This is a genomic window from Pseudonocardia lutea (genome assembly GCF_042658055.1).
Lineage (GTDB): Bacteria > Actinomycetota > Actinomycetes > Mycobacteriales > Pseudonocardiaceae > Pseudonocardia > Pseudonocardia lutea.
On sequence record NZ_JBHSQK010000066.1, the window covers coordinates 16,704 to 34,208 of the forward strand.

Consider the following 17,505-nt stretch of genomic DNA (forward strand, 5'->3'; position numbering starts at 1 on the left):
CCTCTGCGATGATCGCCTCGATGACGAGCCTGTGGACGGACCGGGCGGCCGCCGCGGAACGCGCGGTCACCCGTCGCTACCTGCATCGGATCGGCGGGGTGCTGCCGGCGACCCGGATCGGGCGCATCCGCAGCCCGCGCCCGTCGGCGCCGCGCGAGCGGGCCCGGGCCCTCGTCGGCCCCTGGCACTACTGGTGGCAGGCCCACCTGCTCGACTGCCTGGTCGACGCCCAGATCCGGGCCCCGGAGCCCCGCCGCACCGCCGCGATCGCCGGGATGGTGCGCGGGGTGCGGGTCCGCAACCTCGGCCGCTGGACCAACGACTACCACGACGACATCGCCTGGTTCGGCCTGGCCGTCCAGCGCGCCGGCGTGCGCGTGCGGAGCCGCCGCGGCGCGCTCGACGCCATCACCGCGCGGATCCGCGCCGCCCACACCCCGGCGGGCGGCGGGATCAGGTGGCGCCGCGGCGACGACTTCGAGAACGCCCCGGCGAACGGCCCGGCCGCGATCCTGCTGGCCCGCACGGGCGCCGCGGACGACCTGGCCACCGCCGCCGCGCTCACGGACTGGATGGCCGCCACCCTCGTCGACCCGGGCACGGGCCTCGTCCGCGACGGCGTCCGGCTCGACGCGCAGGGCGCGGCCCGGGAGGTCGTGGCGACGACGTACACGTACTGCCAGGGCGTCTACCTCGGCGCCTGCGTCGAGCTCGCGCAGCGCGACGGGGACGCCCGGTGGTCCGAGCGCGCCGCCGCGGTGCTCGGGGCGACGGCGCGCGGGCTCGCCGAACCGAGCGGCGTGATCGGCGGCTACGACGACGGCGGCGACGGCGGGCTGTTCAACGGCATCCTGGCCCGCTATCTCGCCGACGCCGCGGTCCGGCGGCCGCGGCTGCCGCACGCCCGCGACCTCGTCCTCGCCAGCGCGGAGTCGGTGTGGGAGAACCGCGCGGACACCGCCGTGGGACCGGCCTTCGCGCACGACTGGCGCAAGCGGGCCCGCCGGCCCGCCGCGGGGGCCCCGGAGGGGGACCTGTCCGTGCAGCTCTCGGGCTGGATGCTGCTCGAGGCCGCGGCCCGGCTGGAGCGCGCCGGGGCCGCATGACCCCTGGCGGGCGGGGAGGGCCGGTGCCGGGTCAGCGCTCGGTCGCGGGGTCCGCGTCGGGGCCCCCGCGCGCCACCCCGGAGTCGACCGGTGCCTCCTCCTCGACCGGCTTGCGGATCTCCAGGACGTACCGGACGACCCCGACGGCCGTGCCGATCACGAAGAAGGCGATCGCCGCGACCACCGCGACGGGGCGAACCCACGGGATGCGGTCGAGCAGGCCTGCGGCGTAGTAGCCGAGCATCATCAGCGTGGGCACCCAGGCCAGGGCGCCGACCAGGTTCGCCAGCAGGAACCTGCGGTTGTCCATGCGGGCGGCACCGGCGATGGCCGGGGCGAGCGTGCGGACCCACGGCACCCAGCGCGCCACGACGATCGACCAGAAGCCCCAGCGGTCGAGGAACCGGCCCGCCCGGTCCAGGTTCTCCCTGGTCAGGAACTTGCCCCCCCGGCGCACCTTGATCCGGTTGCCGGTGTAGCGGCCGACCAGGTAGCCGACCTGGTTCCCGGCCACGGCGACGACCACCGCGGCCGCGGAGAGCAGCCAGGCCGAGACCTCCTGCTGGTGGGCGGCGAGCACCACGCCCGCCGCGACGAGGAGCGAGTCGCCCGGCAGGAACAGCCCGATGACGAACGCGCACTCGAGGAACACGAACGCGAGCACGACGACCCAGACCGTGACCGGCCCGGCCGAGCCGAGCGGGTCGAGGGCCAGGACCGTGTGGCGCACGTGCTCCTCCGGGTCGGCGGCGGGTCGGCTGCGGTATCGGGGGGCGGGATCACCCGAGCGGGATCAGCGGTGGTGGCCGGGTGGGCGCTCGTCCGGCCGGACGACCGGGATGCGGACGGTCGCGTCGGGGTCGGGCCCCTCGGCCGCCCCGTGCCCCTGCCGGCGCGCGCGCAGGAACTCGATCGCGATCGGCACCACCGACAGCAGCACGATCAGGATCAGCATCAGCTCGATGTTGTTCCGCACGAACTCGATCTGGCCGAGGAAGTAGCCGAGCACCGTGACGCCGGCCGCCCAGGCCACGCCCCCGATCAGGGAGTACGTGAGGTAGCGCTTGGCCTCCATCTTCCCGACGCCGGCCATCACCGTGATGAACGTGCGGACGACGGGCACGAAACGGCCGAGGACGATGGCGCGGTTGCCGTACCGGTCGAAGAACTCCTGCGTCTTCGTGACGTGCTGCGGCTTGAACAGCCTGCTCCGCGGTCTGTCGAAGATCGTGGGCCCCGCCTTGCGGCCGATGGCGTAGCCGCAGGCGTTGCCGACGAACGCGGCCACCACGAGCAGCAGGCACACCAGCCACAGCGGCGTGCGGATCGCCCCCGAGGCCACGAACAGGCCCGCGGTGAACAGCAGGGAGTCACCAGGGAGGAAGAACCCCAGCAGCAGGCCGCACTCGGCGAACACGATGAGCGCCAGTCCCAGCAGCGCCCAGGGGCCGAGCCAGCCGATGATGACGTCGGGCTTCAGCCATTCCGGGCCCAGGGCAAGCGTGTGGGTCACGCCGAGGACGGTACCGGGCGTCCCTGTGCGTCCCGTCAGCCGACCGCGGGAAGGACCCCCGGGAAGAGCAGCGAGACGAGCCCGATCCCCGCGCCGAGCACGAGGCCCGCGAGCAGCGCGATCACCAGCGCCCACACGATCTGCCGGCGCAGCGCCGGGCCGATGCCCGGCTCCGGTGCCGGTCGGCGGGGGGCCGCGGGCCCGGCCGGCGTGGCGGCGGACGAGACCGCCTGCGCGTGCAGCGCCTCGGCCAGCCGGCGACCGGGGTCGATCGTGGGGCCAGGGTTCGCGTGGGCGTGCGGGTTCGTCATCGGTACTCGTCCTCCCGGGCCTATCTTCCCCCGGACCGTTCGGCCATGGCACGGGCCACCGCGTCGAGTGCGCGGCTGGCCGTGGACTTGACCGTGCCGCGGGTGATGCCGGCGGCCTCGGCGATCTCGGCCTCGGACAGCCCGCCGTAGTAGCGCAGCACCAGGACCTCGCGCTGCCGCGGGGGCAGCGTGGCCAGCGCGTCGACGACGGCCTGGTGCTCGGCCGACAACATCGCCAGCGACTCGGCCGACCGGGCGTTGACCTGGTGCGGGGCGACGTACTCGCGCGCGGTGCGACGCCGGCGCAGCACCGACCGGGACCCGTTGACGACGGCGGTGCGCAGGTACCCGACGGCCGCGGCCTCGTCGCGCAGCCCGGCCCAGTGCCGGTGCAGCCCGGCGAAGGCCTCCTGCACCACGTCCTCGGCGGTGGCGGGCTCGTCGACGAGCAGCACGGCGAGCCGGACCAGCCGCATGCGGTGGTCGCGGTAGAGGTCGGCGAGGGTGAGCGGGGCGCCGGGGGCCTGCGGCGGCGGGGCGGCGACGGCGGGATCGGGCCGCGAGTCGATCCGGCGCAACCTGCTCAGCGTGCGCTCGACCGTGCTCTCGTACGCGCCGGTCTCCACCGGGTTCGCTCCCCCCACGGGCGACACCTTATCGAGCGTGGGATTCGTGGAGACGGAGCTGGCGGAGTCGACCGTCGGTGGCGGACGGAGCTGGCGGAGTCGACCGTCACGTCGTTCGGCGCGTCGACGCTGGTGGGTGATACTGGCGGGCGACCGACGCGGACCCGAGGAGGCCACTCAGATGCCGATCGCCAGCCCCGAGATCTACAACGAGATGCTGGACAAGGCCAAGAGCGGGGAGTATGCGTACCCGGCCATCAACGTCACCAGCTCCGAGACGCTGCACGCGGCCCTGCGCGGCTTCGCCGAGGCGGGCAGCGACGGCATCGTGCAGGTCTCCACGGGTGGTGCGGAGTTCCTCTCCGGCACCCGGGTGAAGAACATGGTCACGGGCGCGACCGCGCTCGCCGAGTTCGCCCACGTCGTGGCGGACTCGTACCCGATCAACGTGGCGCTGCACACGGACCACTGCCCGAAGGACAAGCTCGACGGCTTCGTCCGCCCGCTGATCGCGATCAGCCAGGAGCGCGTGGCCAAGGGGCAGAACCCGCTGTTCCAGTCGCACATGTGGGACGGGTCGGCGGTGGAGCTCGAGGAGAACCTCAAGATCGCGGCCGAGCTGCTCGAGGAGGCCGCCAAGGCCAGGATCATCCTCGAGGTCGAGATCGGGGTCGTCGGCGGCGAGGAGGACGGCGTCGCCAACGACATCAACGAGAAGCTCTACACCGCCCCGGGCGACTACGAGCGGACCGTCGAGGCCCTCGGCACCGGCGAGAAGGGCCGTTACCTGCTCGCGGCGACCTTCGGCAACGTGCACGGCGTGTACAAGCCGGGCAACGTGAAGCTGCGCCCCGAGATCCTCGAGCAGGGCCAGGAGGTCGCGCGCGAGAAGCTCGGCCTCGACCACGGCGAGAAGCCGTTCGACCTGGTGTTCCACGGCGGCTCCGGATCGCTGCTGGAGGAGATCCACGAGGCGCTGTCCTACGGCGTGGTGAAGATGAACGTGGACACGGACACCCAGTACGCGTTCACCCGCCCGATCGCCGCGCACATGTTCGAGAACTACGACGGCGTGCTGAAGGTGGACGGCGAGGTCGGCAACAAGAAGACCTACGACCCGCGCTCGTACATGAAGAAGGCCGAGGTCGCGATGTCCGAGCGGGTCGTCGAGGCCTGCGAGTCGCTGAAGTCGGCCGGCAAGTCGCTGGCGGGCTGAGCCCGGCCGGGTCGCCCCCGGGGTCGACGGGGCAGGATGAGGCACATGAGCGAGCTTGCGAGCGAATCATCGGCACGGCGCCCGCGCGCCGTGCCCGGTTCTTCCGGCCCGACCTCGCGCAGCGAGGGAGTGCGATGAGCCTGCACGGCAACCTGCTGGGCCCCGAGCCCACGCGCCTGCCCGTCGACCCCGCCGCGGCGGCCCTGGCCGCGGGCGAGGACCCGGCCGACGTCGCGGCGGCCAACCCCGCGTCGTCGCTCGCCTGGGCCACCCTGGCCGAGAACGCCCTGGCGGAGAACCACACCGTGGCGGCGTACGCGTACGCCCGCACCGGCTACCACCGCGGCCTGGACCAGCTGCGCCGCAACGGCTGGAAGGGCTTCGGCCCGATCCCGTGGTCGCACGAGCCGAACCAGGGGTTCCTGCGGGCGCTGGGTGCCCTGCTGCGCGCCGCCGAGGCGATCGGCGAGACGGACGAGGTCGAGCGCATCCGCGGCTTCCTCACCGACTCGGACCCGGCCGCGGCCGCGGCGCTGGGCGTGTCCTGACCCCAGCCCTCGGATGAGCGCTGTCCCATGAGCGTGACCGCGCGGGCGCGCGCCCGCCTGCACCTGGGCGCGCGCCGCCTGCGCATGTCGGCGCTGCCGATCGTGCAGTGCGGGCTGGCGGCGGGCCTGGCGTGGTTCGTCGCGGCCGATCTCGTCGGGCACGCGCGGCCCTTCTTCGCCCCGATCGCCGCGGTGATCAGCCTCGGCGTCTCGCTCGGGTCGCGGCTGCGGCGGACGGCCGAGCTGGTCGTGGGCGTGAGCCTCGGGGTCCTGGTCGGCGACCTGCTGGTCTCCGCGATCGGCTCGGGCCCGTGGCAGATCGCCCTGGTGGTGATGCTCGCCGTGGCGGCCGCGGTGTTCACGGACGGCGGCACCCTCATCGTCGCGCAGGCCGGCTCGTCGGCCGTCCTGGTCGCGACCCTGCTGCCGCCCGGGCAGACCGGCGGGATCGACCGCTGGGTCGACTCCCTGATCGGCGGCACGGTCGGGCTGCTCGTGGCCGCCCTGCTGCCGTCGCACCCGCTCGGCCCGGTCCGGCGGCAGGCCCGCCGCGCCCTCGACGAGCTCGCGGCCGTCCTGTTCGGGGTCGCCGAGGCGCTGCGCACCCGCGACGAGCGGGCGGCGGCCGAGGCGCTGCAGCGTGCCCGGCGCAGCCAGCCCCTGGTCGACGAGCTGCGGGCGTCGGTGAAGTCCGGCCGCGAGATCACCGCGGTGGCCCCGCTGCGCCGCCCGCACCGCGCCGAGCTGGCCCGGTTCGCCGATCTCGCCCAGCGCACCGACTACGCCTTCCGCAACACCCGGGTCCTCGCCCGCCGCGCGCTGACCGCCCTGCAGGACGACGAGCCCGCGGTCGAGGCCCTGCCCGACGCCGTCACCCAGCTCGCCACCGCGGTGCAGAAGCTGACCGCGCAGGTGGGTGGGGGCGACCGGGAGGCGGCCCGCGCGCCGATCCTCGACCTCGTGCACGACTCCCCGGTCCTGGGTGCGGCGGCCGGCGACCTCGGCATGTCCGAGCAGGTGATGATCGCCCAGCTGCGCTCGATCGCGATCGACCTGCTGCAGGCCACCGGGCTCAGCCGCGCCGACGCCCAGCAGGCCCTGCGCGCCGAGCTGTAGACCCGCCGTGCGGCGGTGGTGCCGGCGCACCACCTTCCCTGCTCACGGGGCGCGCAGCGCCAGCTCCCGGCCCGCCCAGCGGCGGCGCAGCCACCGGTCGTGCGAGGCGACGACGACGGCGCCGGGCCCGGTGCCCAGGGCCTCCTCCAGCTCGTCGGAGAGCCGGGGCGAGAGGTGGTTGGTGGGCTCGTCGAGCAGCAGGAGCTGCGGCGGGTCGGCGATCAGCAGGGCGAGCGCGAGCCGTCGGCGCTGCCCGACCGACAGGTCGCCGACCCGGGCGCCCAGGTCGCGCGGCGCGACCAGGCCGAGCGAGACCAGCGGCACCGCCTCGGCCCGCTCGGGGCCCAGGGTGAGCTCCCACGTCTCCCGCACGGTCCGGTCCGGCCGCGCGAACACCGTGTCCTGGGCCAGCAGCCCGACCCGCAGCCGGCGCCGGCGCCGGACCTCGCCCTCGGCGGCGAGGGTCCCGGCGAGCACGGCGAGCAGGGTCGACTTGCCCGCGCCGTTCGGCCCGGTGACGAGCACCCGGTCGTCCGCGGCGACGTCGACCCGGTCCACCGCGAGCCGCCCCGGGACGCGGACCCCACGCAGCCCGACGAGGACGCCGTCCGGCGACCCCGCGGCCAGCGCCGGGGCCCGGAACCGCAGCGGCGCCGGCGGCCGACGCACCTGGTCCCGCTCGAGCTCCTCGAGCCGGCGGGTCGCCGCCCGGACCCGGCTCGACACCTGCCGCTCGATGCGCTGCGAACGCCGGCCGTAGCCCATCTTGTCCCGGTCCGGCATCGCCCGGTCGTGCGCGACCCGGCGCGAGGTCACCGCGACCGAGTGCCGCAGCTCCGCGAGCTCCTGCTGCTCCTCGGCGAAGCGGCGTTCCCATCGCTCCCGCTCGGCGCGCTTCTCGGCGAGGTAGTCGGTGTAGGTGCCGCCGTGGCGGATCGGCCCGCCGAGCCCCGGGTCGAGGTCCACGACGTCCGTGCACACGGCGTCGAGGAACGCCCGGTCGTGGCTCGCCACCACGACCGCGCCCGGCATCCCGCGCAGCTCCTCCTCCAGGAAGGCCGCGGCGGCGTCGTCGAGGTGGTTGGTGGGCTCGTCGAGCAGCAGCGCCGCGGGCCGGCGGAGCAGCAGCGCGGCCAGGGCGAGCCGCCCGCGCTGGCCGCCGGACAGGCTGCCGAGCGGGCGGTCGTGCCCGACCCCGCCCAGCCCCAGCCCGGCCAGGACCATCCCGGCACGCCGGTCGGCGTCCCACGCGGCGTGCCGCTCGGCCGACTCGAGGCGCTCCCCGTAGGCGGTGAGGAGGTCGGCGTCGTCCGGCGCCTCGGTGAGCGCGCGGCCGATCCGGTCCAGCTCGGCGAGATCGGTGCGGGCCTCGCGCAGGGCGTCGTCGACGACCGCGGCGACGGTGTGTGCCGGGTCGAACGGCATCTCCTGGTGCAGGAACCCCAGGTCCGCCGGGCGCGTGACGGTGCCGCCGTCGGGCTCGTCCGCGCCGGCGAGCAGCCGCAGCAGCGTGGACTTGCCGGCCCCGTTCTCGCCGACCAGGCCGATCCGCCGGCCCGGGGCGGCGGTGAGGGACACACCGTCGAGCACCCGGCGCGTGCCGAGGGTGCGGACGAGGTCCTGGGCGACGAGCGCGGCGCGGGCGGACGAGGGAGCGGACATGACGACACCACCGGGGACGATCGGGATTCGCGCCCGCCGGGCTTCGTGCCGCGGCCGCGGGCGTTCGGTGGTGTCAGAGCTCCATGATGCGATCACCTTCGCCCACGGCGCCGGGCGCGCGCAACCGAATAGGCGCCGAGCACCCGTTGCCAGGTCGATCGCCCCGGCTCGCCACCGGACCCGGACCAGGAGGATCTCGGCGGATCGCACGAATCGCAGGGTCTCCCTCACGTGGCGGAACCGCCCGGCGCGTGTCGTGAGTACGTTCCTCAGCGGTGACCCACCCGTCACAAGGGGTACGCCACACTGGTCCGGGCGACGTGGGGTGCGTCCGGCCGGGTCCGGGGGAGGATCGAAGAGCGATGCAGTTCCTGATCAGGTGGGTGCTGGCGCCGCTGGTGCGGACGATCTGGCGGCCGCGGGTGCAGGGGGTGCACAACGTCCCGGCGACCGGGCCGGTGATCTTCGCCGCGAACCATCGCGCGGCCGTCGACACGGCCGTGATCCCGCTGGTCACGCCGCGACCGGTGGCCTTCCTCGCCAAGGACCAGTACTTCGCCTCGCGGAGCCTGAAGGGCCGGCTCGTCGCGCGCTTCCTCACCGCGCTCGGATACGTCCCGGTCGACCGGGCGAACGCCAAGGCCGGGCTCGCCGCGCTCGAGGCGGGGCGCACGGTCCTGCGGGCCGGGGGCGCGTTCGGGATCTACCCGGAGGGCACCCGCTCGCTCGACGGCCGGCTGCACCGCGGGCACACCGGCGTCGCGTCGCTGGCGCTGTCCACCGGGGCGGTCGTGGTGCCGGTCGGGCTGATCGGCACCCACAAGGTGCAGCCCGTGGGAAAGAAGCTGCCGCGCGTCGCGCGCGTCGAGGTCCGGTTCGGCCGGCCGCTGGACTTCAGCCGGTACGACGGCCTGGAGGGCTCCGCCGCGATCCGCCGCGCGGTCACGGACGAGGTCATGGACGCCATCGCGGAGCTGAGCGGCCAGGAGTACGTCGACCGCTACCACCGCCGTCCCGGGGAGCCCGCCGCCGCGTGACGGGCCGCCCGACCGGCGGACCGGAGTCCGCCGTTCCGTCCGGTGTGAACCGACCCGATGGGGCAGGATCCGTCCATGACGGATCTCGCCGACGAACTGGCGACCGCGGTCGACCGCGATCTCGCCCCGGTGGACGCCGCCCTCGCGGCCGCCTACCCCGGTGACGTCGGGACCCGCCAGCCCGTGCACACGGTCTACGTGCCCGCGGACCGGTTCGACCGGTCCGTCTCCGCCACGTGGGGCGCCACCGCGTGCGAGGTGTTCGACTCCCACGCCCCCGGCCAGGCCGAGCTGGCCGCCTGCTGGGGCATCCCGCCGGCAGCGGCGGAGGTGCTTCGCGCCCGCGTGCGGGACAAGCTGGTCACCGAGCCGATCGAGGACCTGCGGATCGACTTCGAGGACGGCTACGGCGTGCGGCCCGACGCCGAGGAGGACGCCGAGGTCCGCCGCGCGGCCGCCGAGCTGGTCGCCGCCGTCGACGCCGGGACCGCACCGCCCTTCACCGGGATCCGGTTCCGCGGCCTGGAGGCCGCCACCCGGCGCCGCGGCCTCCGCACCCTGACGGCGTTCGTGGCCGAGCTGGGCGCGCGCGGCGGCGTGCCCAACGGCTTCGTCGTCACCCTGCCGAAGGTCACCGCGCCCGCCCAGGTCGCCGCCCTCGTCGCGGTGCTCGACGCGCTGGAGGAGGCGCACGGCCTGCCCGTCGGCACGCTCCGGTTCGAGATCCAGGTCGAGACCCCGCAGACCGTGCTCGGGCCCGACGGCGCCTCCCCGCTGCCCGGCATGATCACCGCCGGTGAGGGCCGCTGCTCCGGCCTGCACTACGGCACCTACGACTACTCCGCCGCGCTCGGTATCGCCGCCGAGTACCAGAGCACGGAGCACCCGGCCGCGGACCACGCCAAGGCGGTGATGCAGGTGGCGGCGGCGGGCACCGGCGTCCGCTTGTCCGACGGCTCCACGAACGTCCTGCCCGTCGGCTCGCCGGAGGCGGTGCGCGCGGCGTGGACGCTGCACGGCCGGCTCGTCCGGCGCTCCCTCGAACGCGGCTTCTACCAGGGCTGGGACCTGCACCCGGCGCAGCTGCCGAGCCGATTCACCGCGGTCTTCGCCTTCTTCCGCGGCTCCGCGGGCTCGGCCGCCGCGCGGCTGCGCGCCTACCGGGGACGCGCCGACTCCGGGTTCCTCGACGAGCCCGCCACCGTCACGGCCCTGTCCGGCTTCCTGCTGCGCGGCGTCGACTGCGGCGCGCTCGACGGGGCGTGGGTCGAGAAGGAGACCGGCGCGGGCCTCGGCGAGCTGGCCCGCCTGGCCCACCGCACCACGCGCTCCCCGCGCTGACGCCGCCTGCGGGGCCGGCCCCACCCCGGCCGTCGGGTCCGCCCCCGACGGTTCGGGTGCGCGCTCCCTCGTCCGGGGGACACCCCCGCCCCCATCCTCCGCTGGACCCGCCGCGACCCGCGGCGACGGATCGGGGGAGGAAGGACAGTGCGGACCACGAGACTGAGAGGGGCGCGCCGGGTCGCGCTCGCCGTGGTGGCGGCGGCGGGCGCGACGGTGCTGTCGTCGTGCGCCCTGCCCGGGATGCTGCTCACGGCACCCACGCCGGTACCGGCGGCGCGACCGGCACCGGTGACACCGCCGACGGAGCTGCAACCGTTCTACACACAGGTGCTGGCCTGGGGCCCGTGCCTCCCGCTCGCCGACGACGACCGCGAGCGCGAGCTGTTCGGCACGCCGGGTGTGGAGTGTGCCCGGATGACGGTGCCGCTGGACTACGCGACGCCGCAGGGGCGGACCGCGGAGATCGCGGTGCTGCGTGCCACGGGCCGGAGCGAGAACCACATCGGCTCGCTCGTCGTCAACCCCGGCGGGCCGGGAGGCTCGGGCGTGGACATGGCGGCGGCGTTCGCGGCGGGGGGAGCGGCCGGTGTGTTCGACATCGTCGGCTTCGACCCGCGGGGGGTCGGGAAGAGCACGCCGACGATCGACTGCACCACCGACGCGGAATGGGACGCCGCCCGGGCCGAGTCGCCCCGCGCGGTGCTCGCCGAGGGCACGGCGGGGATCGAGGAGCGGGCACGGCAGGAGGCCGAGAAGTGCGTCCGGCGCTCCGGCGGCGCCGACGTGCTGGCCAACTCCGGCACCCGTGACGTGGCCCGTGACCTGGACGTCCTGCGCGCGGCGCTGGGCGAGGAGAAGCTGACCTACCTCGGCTACTCCTACGGCACCCGGATCGGGGCGACCTACGCCGAGATGTTCCCGCAGAACGTCCGCGCGATGGTGCTCGACGGCGCCGTCGACCCGCGGGAGACCACGGCCGAGAGCGCGATCGCGCAGAGGGCCGGCTTCCAGGGCGCCTTCGACGCCTACGCCGCGGACTGCACGCGGCAGGCCGACTGCCCGCTGGGCACCGACCCGGCCCGGGCGACCGCGGAGTACCAGGCCCTGACCCGCCCGTTGATCGACACGCCGGCGCCCGTGGCGGACGGGCGCAGCCTGGCCTACGGTGACGCGACCATCGCGGTGATCGCCTCGCTCTACCACCCGACGTCCTGGCCGGACCTGACGAAGGCGCTGGCCGCGTTGCGCGCGGGGGACGGCACCCTCCTCATGGCGGAGGCCGACCGCTACTACGGGCGCGGCGCCGACGGGCACTACACCAACGACCAGGAGGCGCTCATGGTCGTCAACTGCGTCGACGGCGACCGGATGACGGACCGGGCGCAGCGCGCGGAGCTCGCGCGGCGGGCCGCCGAGGTGGCGCCGTTCGCGGACCCGGGCCTGTCGGTCGGGGACGGGGCGCTGGACACCTGTGCGATGTTGCCGGTCACGCCGACCTCGCAGCCGCACCTGCCGCGCGCCGAGGGCCTGCCGCCGACGCTGGTGATCTCGACGACGGGTGACCCCGCGACGCCGTACCAGGCCGGTGTCGACCTGGCCGGAGCGCTGGGCGCGCGCCTGCTCACGGTCGAGGGCACGCAGCACACGGCCGCGCTGCAGGGGAACTCCTGCGTGGACTCCGCGGTGGGCGGCTACCTGGTGAACCTCACGGTGCCGCAGGAGGGCCTGCACTGCCGGTTCGCGGACGCCTGAGCGAGCACCCGGGGCCCGGCGGCAGGAGGTGCCGCCGGGCCCTCGTCCCGTCCCGGGGATCCGCGGCCTCCGCCGGGGGATGCTTCGTGCCATGGCAGGCATCAGCACCCACGTCCTCGACGCCGCGCTCGGCCGCCCGGCCGGCGGCGTCGCGGTGATCCTGACCGCGCCGGACGGCACGGTCCACACGGGCACCACCGACGCCGACGGGCGGATCGGCGACCTGTACACCGGCGCGCTCGCCGCCGGCACGTGCACCGTGGTGTTCGCGACGGGCGCCTACCACGCCGCGACCGGGCAGGAGGCCTTCTTCCCGGAGGTCACGATCGCCTTCACCGCCGACCCGCAGCGTGGCCACCACCACGTCCCGCTGCTGCTCTCGCCGTACTCGTACACGACCTACCGCGGCAGCTGACGCGGCCGGTGACCTGCTGACGGACGGTGGCGGCGTCGGGCGCGGCCGCCGCGGCTCAGGGACGCACGAGCAGCCAGTCCGCGGTGTGCCGGTACCAGGTCCACCGCGGCGCGGGCCGCGGGTGCGGCACGCCGTCGACCTCGACCCGCGCGCCCGTGGAGCCGATCTGCAGGGCCCGCCCGGTCGCCGCCCGTACCCCCCGGTCGGCCAGGGCCGACACGCCGTCGGGCCCGGGCACCGCGACGACCCGGCGCACCCGCCCGCGCAGCACCAGCGTGTTGTCGCAGTAGGCCTCGCCCTCGACGTCCCGCAGGACGCCGCGCCCGACGAGCACCCCGCCGGCGTCGTCCCGGATCAGCGGCGTGGGCCGGGCGGGCGCGTCGAGAGCGAGGGCCGCCGCGTCCCGCGGGAGCCCCCAGGCGAGCACCGCGGCGGACCGGCGCACGGTGGGCACGAACGCCACCTCGATGCCGAGCCGGTCCCGCCGCAGCAGCCTGACCAGCACGGACGCCAGGTCGGCGTCGTCGCCGAGGACGATCAGCCGGCGCGGTTCCCGCTCCGCGAGCACCGGGTCGACGTCGTCCTTGCCCGGCCGCGCGGGCAGCGCGACGGCCGGCACGTGGGCCAGCACGGCGGGCACCCGTCCGAGCCGTGCCGCCGGGCGGCTACCGTGGAACGGGAAACGGCGCACCGGCCTGTCGCCACAGGTCAGCAGCACCAGTTCCTGATCGATCGAAGCCACCTGATCGGTCACCCTCCCGCCGCGAGCCAGGACTGGAGTTTCACATGCCGGCGATCGTGCTGATCGGTGCCCAGTGGGGCGACGAGGGCAAGGGCAAGGCCACGGACCTGCTCGGCGGGTCCGTGCAGTGGGTGGTGCGCTACCAGGGCGGCAACAACGCCGGCCACACCGTCGTGCTGCCCGACGGCCAGGACTTCGCCCTGCACCTCATCCCCTCCGGGATCCTCACCCCCGGGGCCAAGAACGTGATCGGCAACGGGGTGGTGGTCGACCCGGGCGTGCTGCTCGAGGAGCTGGCCGGGCTGGAGAAGCGCGGGGTGGACACCAGCGGGCTCATGATCAGTGCCGACGCGCACATGATCATGCCGTACCACATCGCCATCGACAAGGTGACCGAGCGCTTCCTCGGGAAGGCCAAGATCGGCACCACCGGCCGCGGCATCGGCCCCGCCTACCAGGACAAGGTGGCCCGCGTCGGCGTCCGGGTGGCGGACGTGCTCGACGAGAAGATCCTGCACCAGAAGGTCGAGGCCGCCCTGGCCTTCAAGAACCAGGTGCTGGTCAAGGTCTACAACCGGCGCGCGCTCGACGTCGACGAGGTCGTGGAGACCGTGCTCGCGCAGGCGGACGGCTTCCGGCACCGCATCGCGGACACCCGGCTGCTGCTCAACCAGGCCCTCGAGGCGGGCGAGACGATCCTGCTGGAGGGCTCGCAGGGCACGCTGCTCGACGTCGACCACGGCACCTACCCCTTCGTGACCAGCTCGAACCCCACCGCCGGCGGCGCCGCGGTCGGGTCCGGCATCGGGCCGAACAAGATCGACCGGGTGATCGGGATCCTCAAGGCCTACACCACGCGCGTCGGCTCCGGGCCCTTCCCGACGGAGCTGTTCGACGCCTCGGGCGAGTACCTGCGCAAGACCGGGGGCGAGGTCGGCGTGACCACCGGCCGCCCGCGCCGCTGCGGCTGGTTCGACGCCGTGATCGGCCGCTACGCCCAGCGCGTCAACGGCATCACGGACTTCTTCCTCACCAAGCTCGACGTGCTGTCCTCGCTCGAGCAGGTGCCGATCTGCGTGGCCTACGAGGTCGACGGCAAGCGCGTCGACGACATGCCGATGACGCAGACGGACATCCACCACGCCGTGCCGGTGTACGAGGAGATGCCGGGCTGGTTCGAGGACATCTCCGGCGTGCGCGAGTTCGACGACCTGCCGCCCGCCGCGCGGGACTACGTGCACCGGATCGAGGAGCTCACCGGCGCGCCCGTCTCGGCGATCGGCGTGGGCCCGGGCCGCGACCAGACGATCACCCGCGAGGTCTGAGCCGCGCCAGGATCACCGAGCCGCGGGCGACCAGCCGGTCGCCCGCGGTGACCCGGCACGTCGTGAAGACGGTCCGGCCGCCGATCCGGTCCACCGTCGTGACCAGCTCGATCCACTCGCCCACGTCGACGGGCGCCAGGTAGTCCAGCGTCATGGTCATGGTGCTCACCCCGGACCCGTCGGCCATGGCGGCCCGGGCGCCGCGGGAGGCGGCGACGTCCACCGCGGTCGCCAGGAACCCGCCGTGCGCCCGGCCGCGGACGTTGGCGTGCTCCGGCCCCACCCGCATCCCGAAGGTGTGCTCCGGCGCCTCCGGGCGGTGGTAGAGGCCGCCGAGGTGCTCGACGAAGGCCGAGGTCGGCAGGGGCACGAACCCCTCGGGCACGGCGTTCCCGCCGCTCATGCGGCGCAGGAGCCGGTGTCGACGGAGCGGGTGAGCCCCGGGGCGGTGCCGAGCGCCCGCGCCACCTGCTGCGCGGTGAGCACGAAGCCGGTCTCCGAGTCGTCCAGCGCCGCGCCGAACACCACGCCCAGCACCCGGCCGTCCGGCGCGATCATCGGGCCGCCCGAGTTCCCGGACTGCACCTTGGCGCGCACGGTGTAGACGTCCCGGGTCACCGTGTTGGCGTCGTAGATGTCCGGGCCGCGGAGCTGGATGCGGTCGCGCACCTTGCCGGCCGAGATCGTGTACGGCCCGTCGAGCGGGTAGCCGAGGATGATCGCGTCGTCGCCCGGGCTCGCCGGCGACGGGGCGAAGGCGAGCGGGTCGGCCTCCAGGTCCGGCACGGCCAGCACCGCGACGTCGATCTCCGGGTCGTAGCTGACCACCCGGGCGTCGAGCTGGCGGATGCGGTTCGACGAGGTCGTCACCTCGACCGTGGTGTCCGTGGTCCCGGCGACGACGTGCGCGTTCGTCATGACCCGCTGCGGGGCGACGACGAACCCGGTGCCCTCCAGCTGCCGCTGGCAGGACGGGGCGCGCCCGTGCACCTTGAGCACGCTCCCGCGGACCTCGGACACGATCGGCAGGTTGAGCAGCGCCGGGTCCGGCGGCCCCACCTGCTGGATCGGGGTGGCCTGGAAGGGGCTCAGCACGTCCGGGAAGCCGGAGCGGTCCAGCAGCGTGCGCAGCTCGGCGGGCAGCGAGCGGGCCTGGTCGGGCATCACCGAGTCCACGCCCTTGAGCACCTCGGACTGGCGCACGCTCGCGGCCAGCCCGGGGAAGCTGGCCGACGCCAGCGGCAGCGCCACGAGCCAGGCCGCGATCACGACCGTGACGGCCTGGACGACCGCGCCCAGGGTGGAGTCGACCGCGAGGAAGCGTTCGCCGCGGATCCGGTCCCGGATCTTGCGGCCCAGGTAGACGCCGAGGGTCTCGCCCAGCGCGACCAGCAGCACGACGACCACGATGCTGACGATGATCCGCGTGGTCTGCGCCTGGATGTCCGCGACCAGCAGCGGGGCGACCCGCACGCCGATGACGGCGCCGCCGAGCACGCCGACGAAGGACAGCAGCGCGACGGCCATCCCGTGCCGCCACCCGGACACCGCCGCGATCAGGGCCAGGACGACGACCGCGACGTCCACCCAGCTCATCGGGCGCCCCCGGGGATCCGCTCGGCCGTCCTCACGTGCCCGCAGCCTCCTGCCCGCCGTGTCGGCGTCCGTTCCGGTCGCCACCGCGTGCCGAGCGAGCTGCCGACCACGCCGCGCCCAGGTCCAGGACCCGGGACTCGTCCCAGGGATGCGCCCATCCCGCGCGATCCAACAGGCCGGACAATAGGCCCCCGGTGAAGCCCCACACGAGCACCCCTGCCACCAGGAAGGCCGGGCCGCGGTGCCCGCTGGGGTGCCGCACGGTGATGCGGTTCGACGGTTCGACGAGGTCGGCCACGGACACCCGGACGACGGTCGCGGTCTCGGCCGGGTCCACCGCGTGCACCGCGCTGGGCTCGGCCCAGTAGGCCAGCACCGGGGTCACCACGAAGCCCGACGGCGGGATGAACAGCTCGGGCAGCAGGGCCAGCGGGACGACGCCCGCCGGGTCCAGCCCGGTCTCCTCCTCGGCCTCGCGCAGCGCGGCGCCGAGCGGCCCCGCGTCGCCGGGGTCGATCCGGCCGCCGGGGAAGGCCACCTGTCCGGCGTGGTTGCGCAGCGTGGAGGCGCGCTCGACGAGCAGCACGTCCGGCCCCTCCGGTCCCTCGCCGAAGAGCACCAGCACGGCGGCCCGCGGGCCACCGGCCGGCGGGGGGACGCGGTGCGGGGCGAGGTCGTACGCCTCGACGGTGTCCAGCGAGCCCAGCAGCGGCTCCAGGAAGGCGGGTGCCGCCTCCGGGTGCACGTCGGTCATGGGGACAGCTTGCCCACCGCCGCGGCGACCTCGTCGGCCGACCCGAAGGGGACCGGCGGGTCGACCCGCGCGACCGACCCGTCCGCCCGCACGACGTAGCTGGCCGGGATGGCCGGCGGCACCGCCAGGGCGGCGCGCAGCGCCCCGCCCGGGTCGGTGACCGAGGGCAGCCGCACGCCGATCTCCGCGAGCAGCGCGAGCGCCGCCTCGTCCGTGTCCTGGACGTCGACCAGCAGCACGGGCACGGCGCCGGGCCGCGCGGCGTACTCGGCGATCGCGGGCAGCTCCTCCCGGCACGGCGCGCACCACGAGGCCCACACGTTGACCAGCGCCGGGCGCCCGGCGAGCGCGCCGCCGACGTCGACCGGGGTGCCGTCGGCCAGGCAGGGCGCGTCGACGCCGGCGAGCGGGCCGACCTCGCCGGTGCCCGACGGGCAGGGCG

19 protein-coding genes are annotated in these 17,505 nt (G+C 75.3%); 9 read left to right on the forward strand and 10 right to left on the reverse strand.

Translation table 11 applies throughout. From position 1 onward, the window contains the following. Positions 1-20 precede the first annotated feature (20 nt). A complete protein-coding gene (locus ACFQH9_RS23330; protein WP_379568933.1) occupies positions 21-1,106 on the forward strand; it encodes a glycoside hydrolase family 76 protein in 1,086 nt (361 codons plus the stop codon). A gap of 31 nt (positions 1,107-1,137) precedes the next feature. On the opposite strand, the gene ACFQH9_RS23335 is transcribed toward ACFQH9_RS23330, so the two are convergent. The 4 genes from ACFQH9_RS23335 to ACFQH9_RS23350 form a co-directional block, all read right to left on the reverse strand. After that, on the reverse strand, positions 1,138-1,836 hold the full coding sequence (locus tag ACFQH9_RS23335; protein ID WP_379568935.1) for a DedA family protein: 699 nt from the start codon (positions 1,834-1,836) through the stop codon (positions 1,138-1,140). Positions 1,837-1,899: 63 nt separating this feature from the next. Continuing rightward, positions 1,900-2,619 carry a DedA family protein gene (locus ACFQH9_RS23340; protein ID WP_379568937.1) on the reverse strand — a complete coding sequence of 240 codons (720 nt, stop codon included), beginning with the start codon at positions 2,617-2,619 and terminating at the stop codon, positions 1,900-1,902. Between the two features lie 35 nt (positions 2,620-2,654). Continuing rightward, complete coding sequence (locus tag ACFQH9_RS23345; RefSeq protein WP_379568939.1) at positions 2,655-2,930, reverse strand: hypothetical protein; 276 nt, start codon at positions 2,928-2,930, stop codon at positions 2,655-2,657. 20 nt (positions 2,931-2,950) lie between these two features. Next, complete coding sequence (locus ACFQH9_RS23350) at positions 2,951-3,583, reverse strand: SigE family RNA polymerase sigma factor (RefSeq protein WP_379568941.1); 633 nt, start codon at positions 3,581-3,583, stop codon at positions 2,951-2,953. Between the two features lie 154 nt (positions 3,584-3,737). Between ACFQH9_RS23350 and fbaA the strand changes: the two genes are divergently transcribed. The 3 genes from fbaA (at position 3,738) to ACFQH9_RS23365 (ending at position 6,436) form a co-directional block, all read left to right on the forward strand. Next, complete coding sequence (gene fbaA / locus ACFQH9_RS23355; protein WP_379568943.1) at positions 3,738-4,772, forward strand: class II fructose-bisphosphate aldolase; 1,035 nt, start codon at positions 3,738-3,740, stop codon at positions 4,770-4,772. A 134-nt stretch (positions 4,773-4,906) separates the two neighbouring features. Then, the gene (locus ACFQH9_RS23360) at positions 4,907-5,320 is read left to right on the forward strand and encodes a DUF3151 domain-containing protein (protein ID WP_379568945.1); all 414 of its coding nucleotides are present in this window, start codon (positions 4,907-4,909) and stop codon (positions 5,318-5,320) included. A gap of 27 nt (positions 5,321-5,347) precedes the next feature. Further along, positions 5,348-6,436: an FUSC family protein gene (locus ACFQH9_RS23365; RefSeq protein WP_379568947.1), complete on the forward strand. Its 1,089-nt coding sequence runs from the start codon at positions 5,348-5,350 to the stop codon at positions 6,434-6,436. A 42-nt stretch (positions 6,437-6,478) separates the two neighbouring features. Here the strand turns inward: ACFQH9_RS23365 and ACFQH9_RS23370 are convergent, their stop codons facing one another. Further along, positions 6,479-8,098 carry an ABC-F family ATP-binding cassette domain-containing protein gene (locus tag ACFQH9_RS23370; protein ID WP_379568949.1) on the reverse strand — a complete coding sequence of 540 codons (1,620 nt, stop codon included), beginning with the start codon at positions 8,096-8,098 and terminating at the stop codon, positions 6,479-6,481. A gap of 362 nt (positions 8,099-8,460) precedes the next feature. Here ACFQH9_RS23370 and ACFQH9_RS23375 point away from each other — a divergent pair, with 362 nt between their 5' ends. From ACFQH9_RS23375 to uraH, 4 genes are all read left to right on the forward strand, one after another. After that, entirely contained in the window at positions 8,461-9,135 is a 675-nt protein-coding gene (locus tag ACFQH9_RS23375; protein ID WP_379568951.1) for a lysophospholipid acyltransferase family protein, read from the forward strand. Between the two features lie 75 nt (positions 9,136-9,210). Continuing rightward, positions 9,211-10,476 (forward strand): DUF6986 family protein, encoded by a 1,266-nt coding sequence (locus ACFQH9_RS23380; protein ID WP_379568953.1) that lies wholly within the window; start codon positions 9,211-9,213, stop codon positions 10,474-10,476. A gap of 147 nt (positions 10,477-10,623) precedes the next feature. Beyond that, positions 10,624-12,231 carry an alpha/beta hydrolase gene (locus tag ACFQH9_RS23385; protein WP_379568955.1) on the forward strand — a complete coding sequence of 536 codons (1,608 nt, stop codon included), beginning with the start codon at positions 10,624-10,626 and terminating at the stop codon, positions 12,229-12,231. Positions 12,232-12,322: 91 nt separating this feature from the next. Continuing rightward, positions 12,323-12,646, forward strand: a complete 324-nt coding sequence (gene uraH, locus ACFQH9_RS23390; RefSeq protein ID WP_379568957.1) for a hydroxyisourate hydrolase — start codon at positions 12,323-12,325, stop codon at positions 12,644-12,646. Positions 12,647-12,701: 55 nt separating this feature from the next. Here the strand turns inward: uraH and ACFQH9_RS23395 are convergent, their stop codons facing one another. Next, positions 12,702-13,388: a hypothetical protein gene (locus tag ACFQH9_RS23395; RefSeq protein ID WP_379568959.1), complete on the reverse strand. Its 687-nt coding sequence runs from the start codon at positions 13,386-13,388 to the stop codon at positions 12,702-12,704. A 44-nt stretch (positions 13,389-13,432) separates the two neighbouring features. On the opposite strand from ACFQH9_RS23395, the gene ACFQH9_RS23400 reads away from it, so the two are divergent. Continuing rightward, on the forward strand, positions 13,433-14,713 hold the full coding sequence (locus ACFQH9_RS23400; RefSeq protein ID WP_379568961.1) for an adenylosuccinate synthase: 1,281 nt from the start codon (positions 13,433-13,435) through the stop codon (positions 14,711-14,713). Here ACFQH9_RS23400 and ACFQH9_RS23405 read toward each other — a convergent pair. The 4 genes from ACFQH9_RS23405 to ACFQH9_RS23420 form a co-directional block, all read right to left on the reverse strand. Continuing rightward, positions 14,697-15,116, reverse strand: coding sequence for a PaaI family thioesterase (locus ACFQH9_RS23405; RefSeq protein WP_379568963.1), 420 nt, complete (start codon positions 15,114-15,116; stop codon positions 14,697-14,699). The genes ACFQH9_RS23400 and ACFQH9_RS23405 overlap by 17 nt on opposite strands. Beyond that, a complete protein-coding gene (locus ACFQH9_RS23410; RefSeq protein ID WP_379568965.1) occupies positions 15,113-16,309 on the reverse strand; it encodes a MarP family serine protease in 1,197 nt (398 codons plus the stop codon). The genes ACFQH9_RS23405 and ACFQH9_RS23410 overlap by 4 nt, the downstream gene beginning before the upstream one ends. 31 nt (positions 16,310-16,340) lie before the next feature. Continuing rightward, entirely contained in the window at positions 16,341-17,063 is a 723-nt protein-coding gene (locus ACFQH9_RS23415) for an NUDIX hydrolase (protein ID WP_379568967.1), read from the reverse strand. Further along, the coding region (locus ACFQH9_RS23420) for a TlpA family protein disulfide reductase (protein WP_379568969.1) at positions 17,060-17,505 on the reverse strand (446 nt) is incomplete at its 5' end. The genes ACFQH9_RS23420 and ACFQH9_RS23415, both read right to left, overlap by 4 nt.

Bases quoted from the DNA above. Each gene is read 5' to 3' on its own strand.
- ACFQH9_RS23330 (WP_379568933.1), top strand. From the start codon at position 21: ATGACGAGCCTGTGGACGGACCGGGCGGCCGCCGCGGAACGCGCGGTC.
- ACFQH9_RS23345 (WP_379568939.1), bottom strand. From the start codon at position 2,930: ATGACGAACCCGCACGCCCACGCGAACCCTGGCCCCACGATCGACCCC.
- fbaA (WP_379568943.1), top strand. From the start codon at position 3,738: ATGCCGATCGCCAGCCCCGAGATCTACAACGAGATGCTGGACAAGGCC.
- ACFQH9_RS23360 (WP_379568945.1), top strand. From the start codon at position 4,907: ATGAGCCTGCACGGCAACCTGCTGGGCCCCGAGCCCACGCGCCTGCCC.
- ACFQH9_RS23365 (WP_379568947.1), top strand. From the start codon at position 5,348: ATGAGCGTGACCGCGCGGGCGCGCGCCCGCCTGCACCTGGGCGCGCGC.
- ACFQH9_RS23370 (WP_379568949.1), bottom strand. From the start codon at position 8,098: ATGTCCGCTCCCTCGTCCGCCCGCGCCGCGCTCGTCGCCCAGGACCTC.
- ACFQH9_RS23375 (WP_379568951.1), top strand. From the start codon at position 8,461: ATGCAGTTCCTGATCAGGTGGGTGCTGGCGCCGCTGGTGCGGACGATC.
- ACFQH9_RS23380 (WP_379568953.1), top strand. From the start codon at position 9,211: ATGACGGATCTCGCCGACGAACTGGCGACCGCGGTCGACCGCGATCTC.
- uraH (WP_379568957.1), top strand. From the start codon at position 12,323: ATGGCAGGCATCAGCACCCACGTCCTCGACGCCGCGCTCGGCCGCCCG.
- ACFQH9_RS23400 (WP_379568961.1), top strand. From the start codon at position 13,433: ATGCCGGCGATCGTGCTGATCGGTGCCCAGTGGGGCGACGAGGGCAAG.
- ACFQH9_RS23405 (WP_379568963.1), bottom strand. From the start codon at position 15,116: ATGAGCGGCGGGAACGCCGTGCCCGAGGGGTTCGTGCCCCTGCCGACC.
- ACFQH9_RS23410 (WP_379568965.1), bottom strand. From the start codon at position 16,309: ATGAGCTGGGTGGACGTCGCGGTCGTCGTCCTGGCCCTGATCGCGGCG.
- ACFQH9_RS23415 (WP_379568967.1), bottom strand. From the start codon at position 17,063: ATGACCGACGTGCACCCGGAGGCGGCACCCGCCTTCCTGGAGCCGCTG.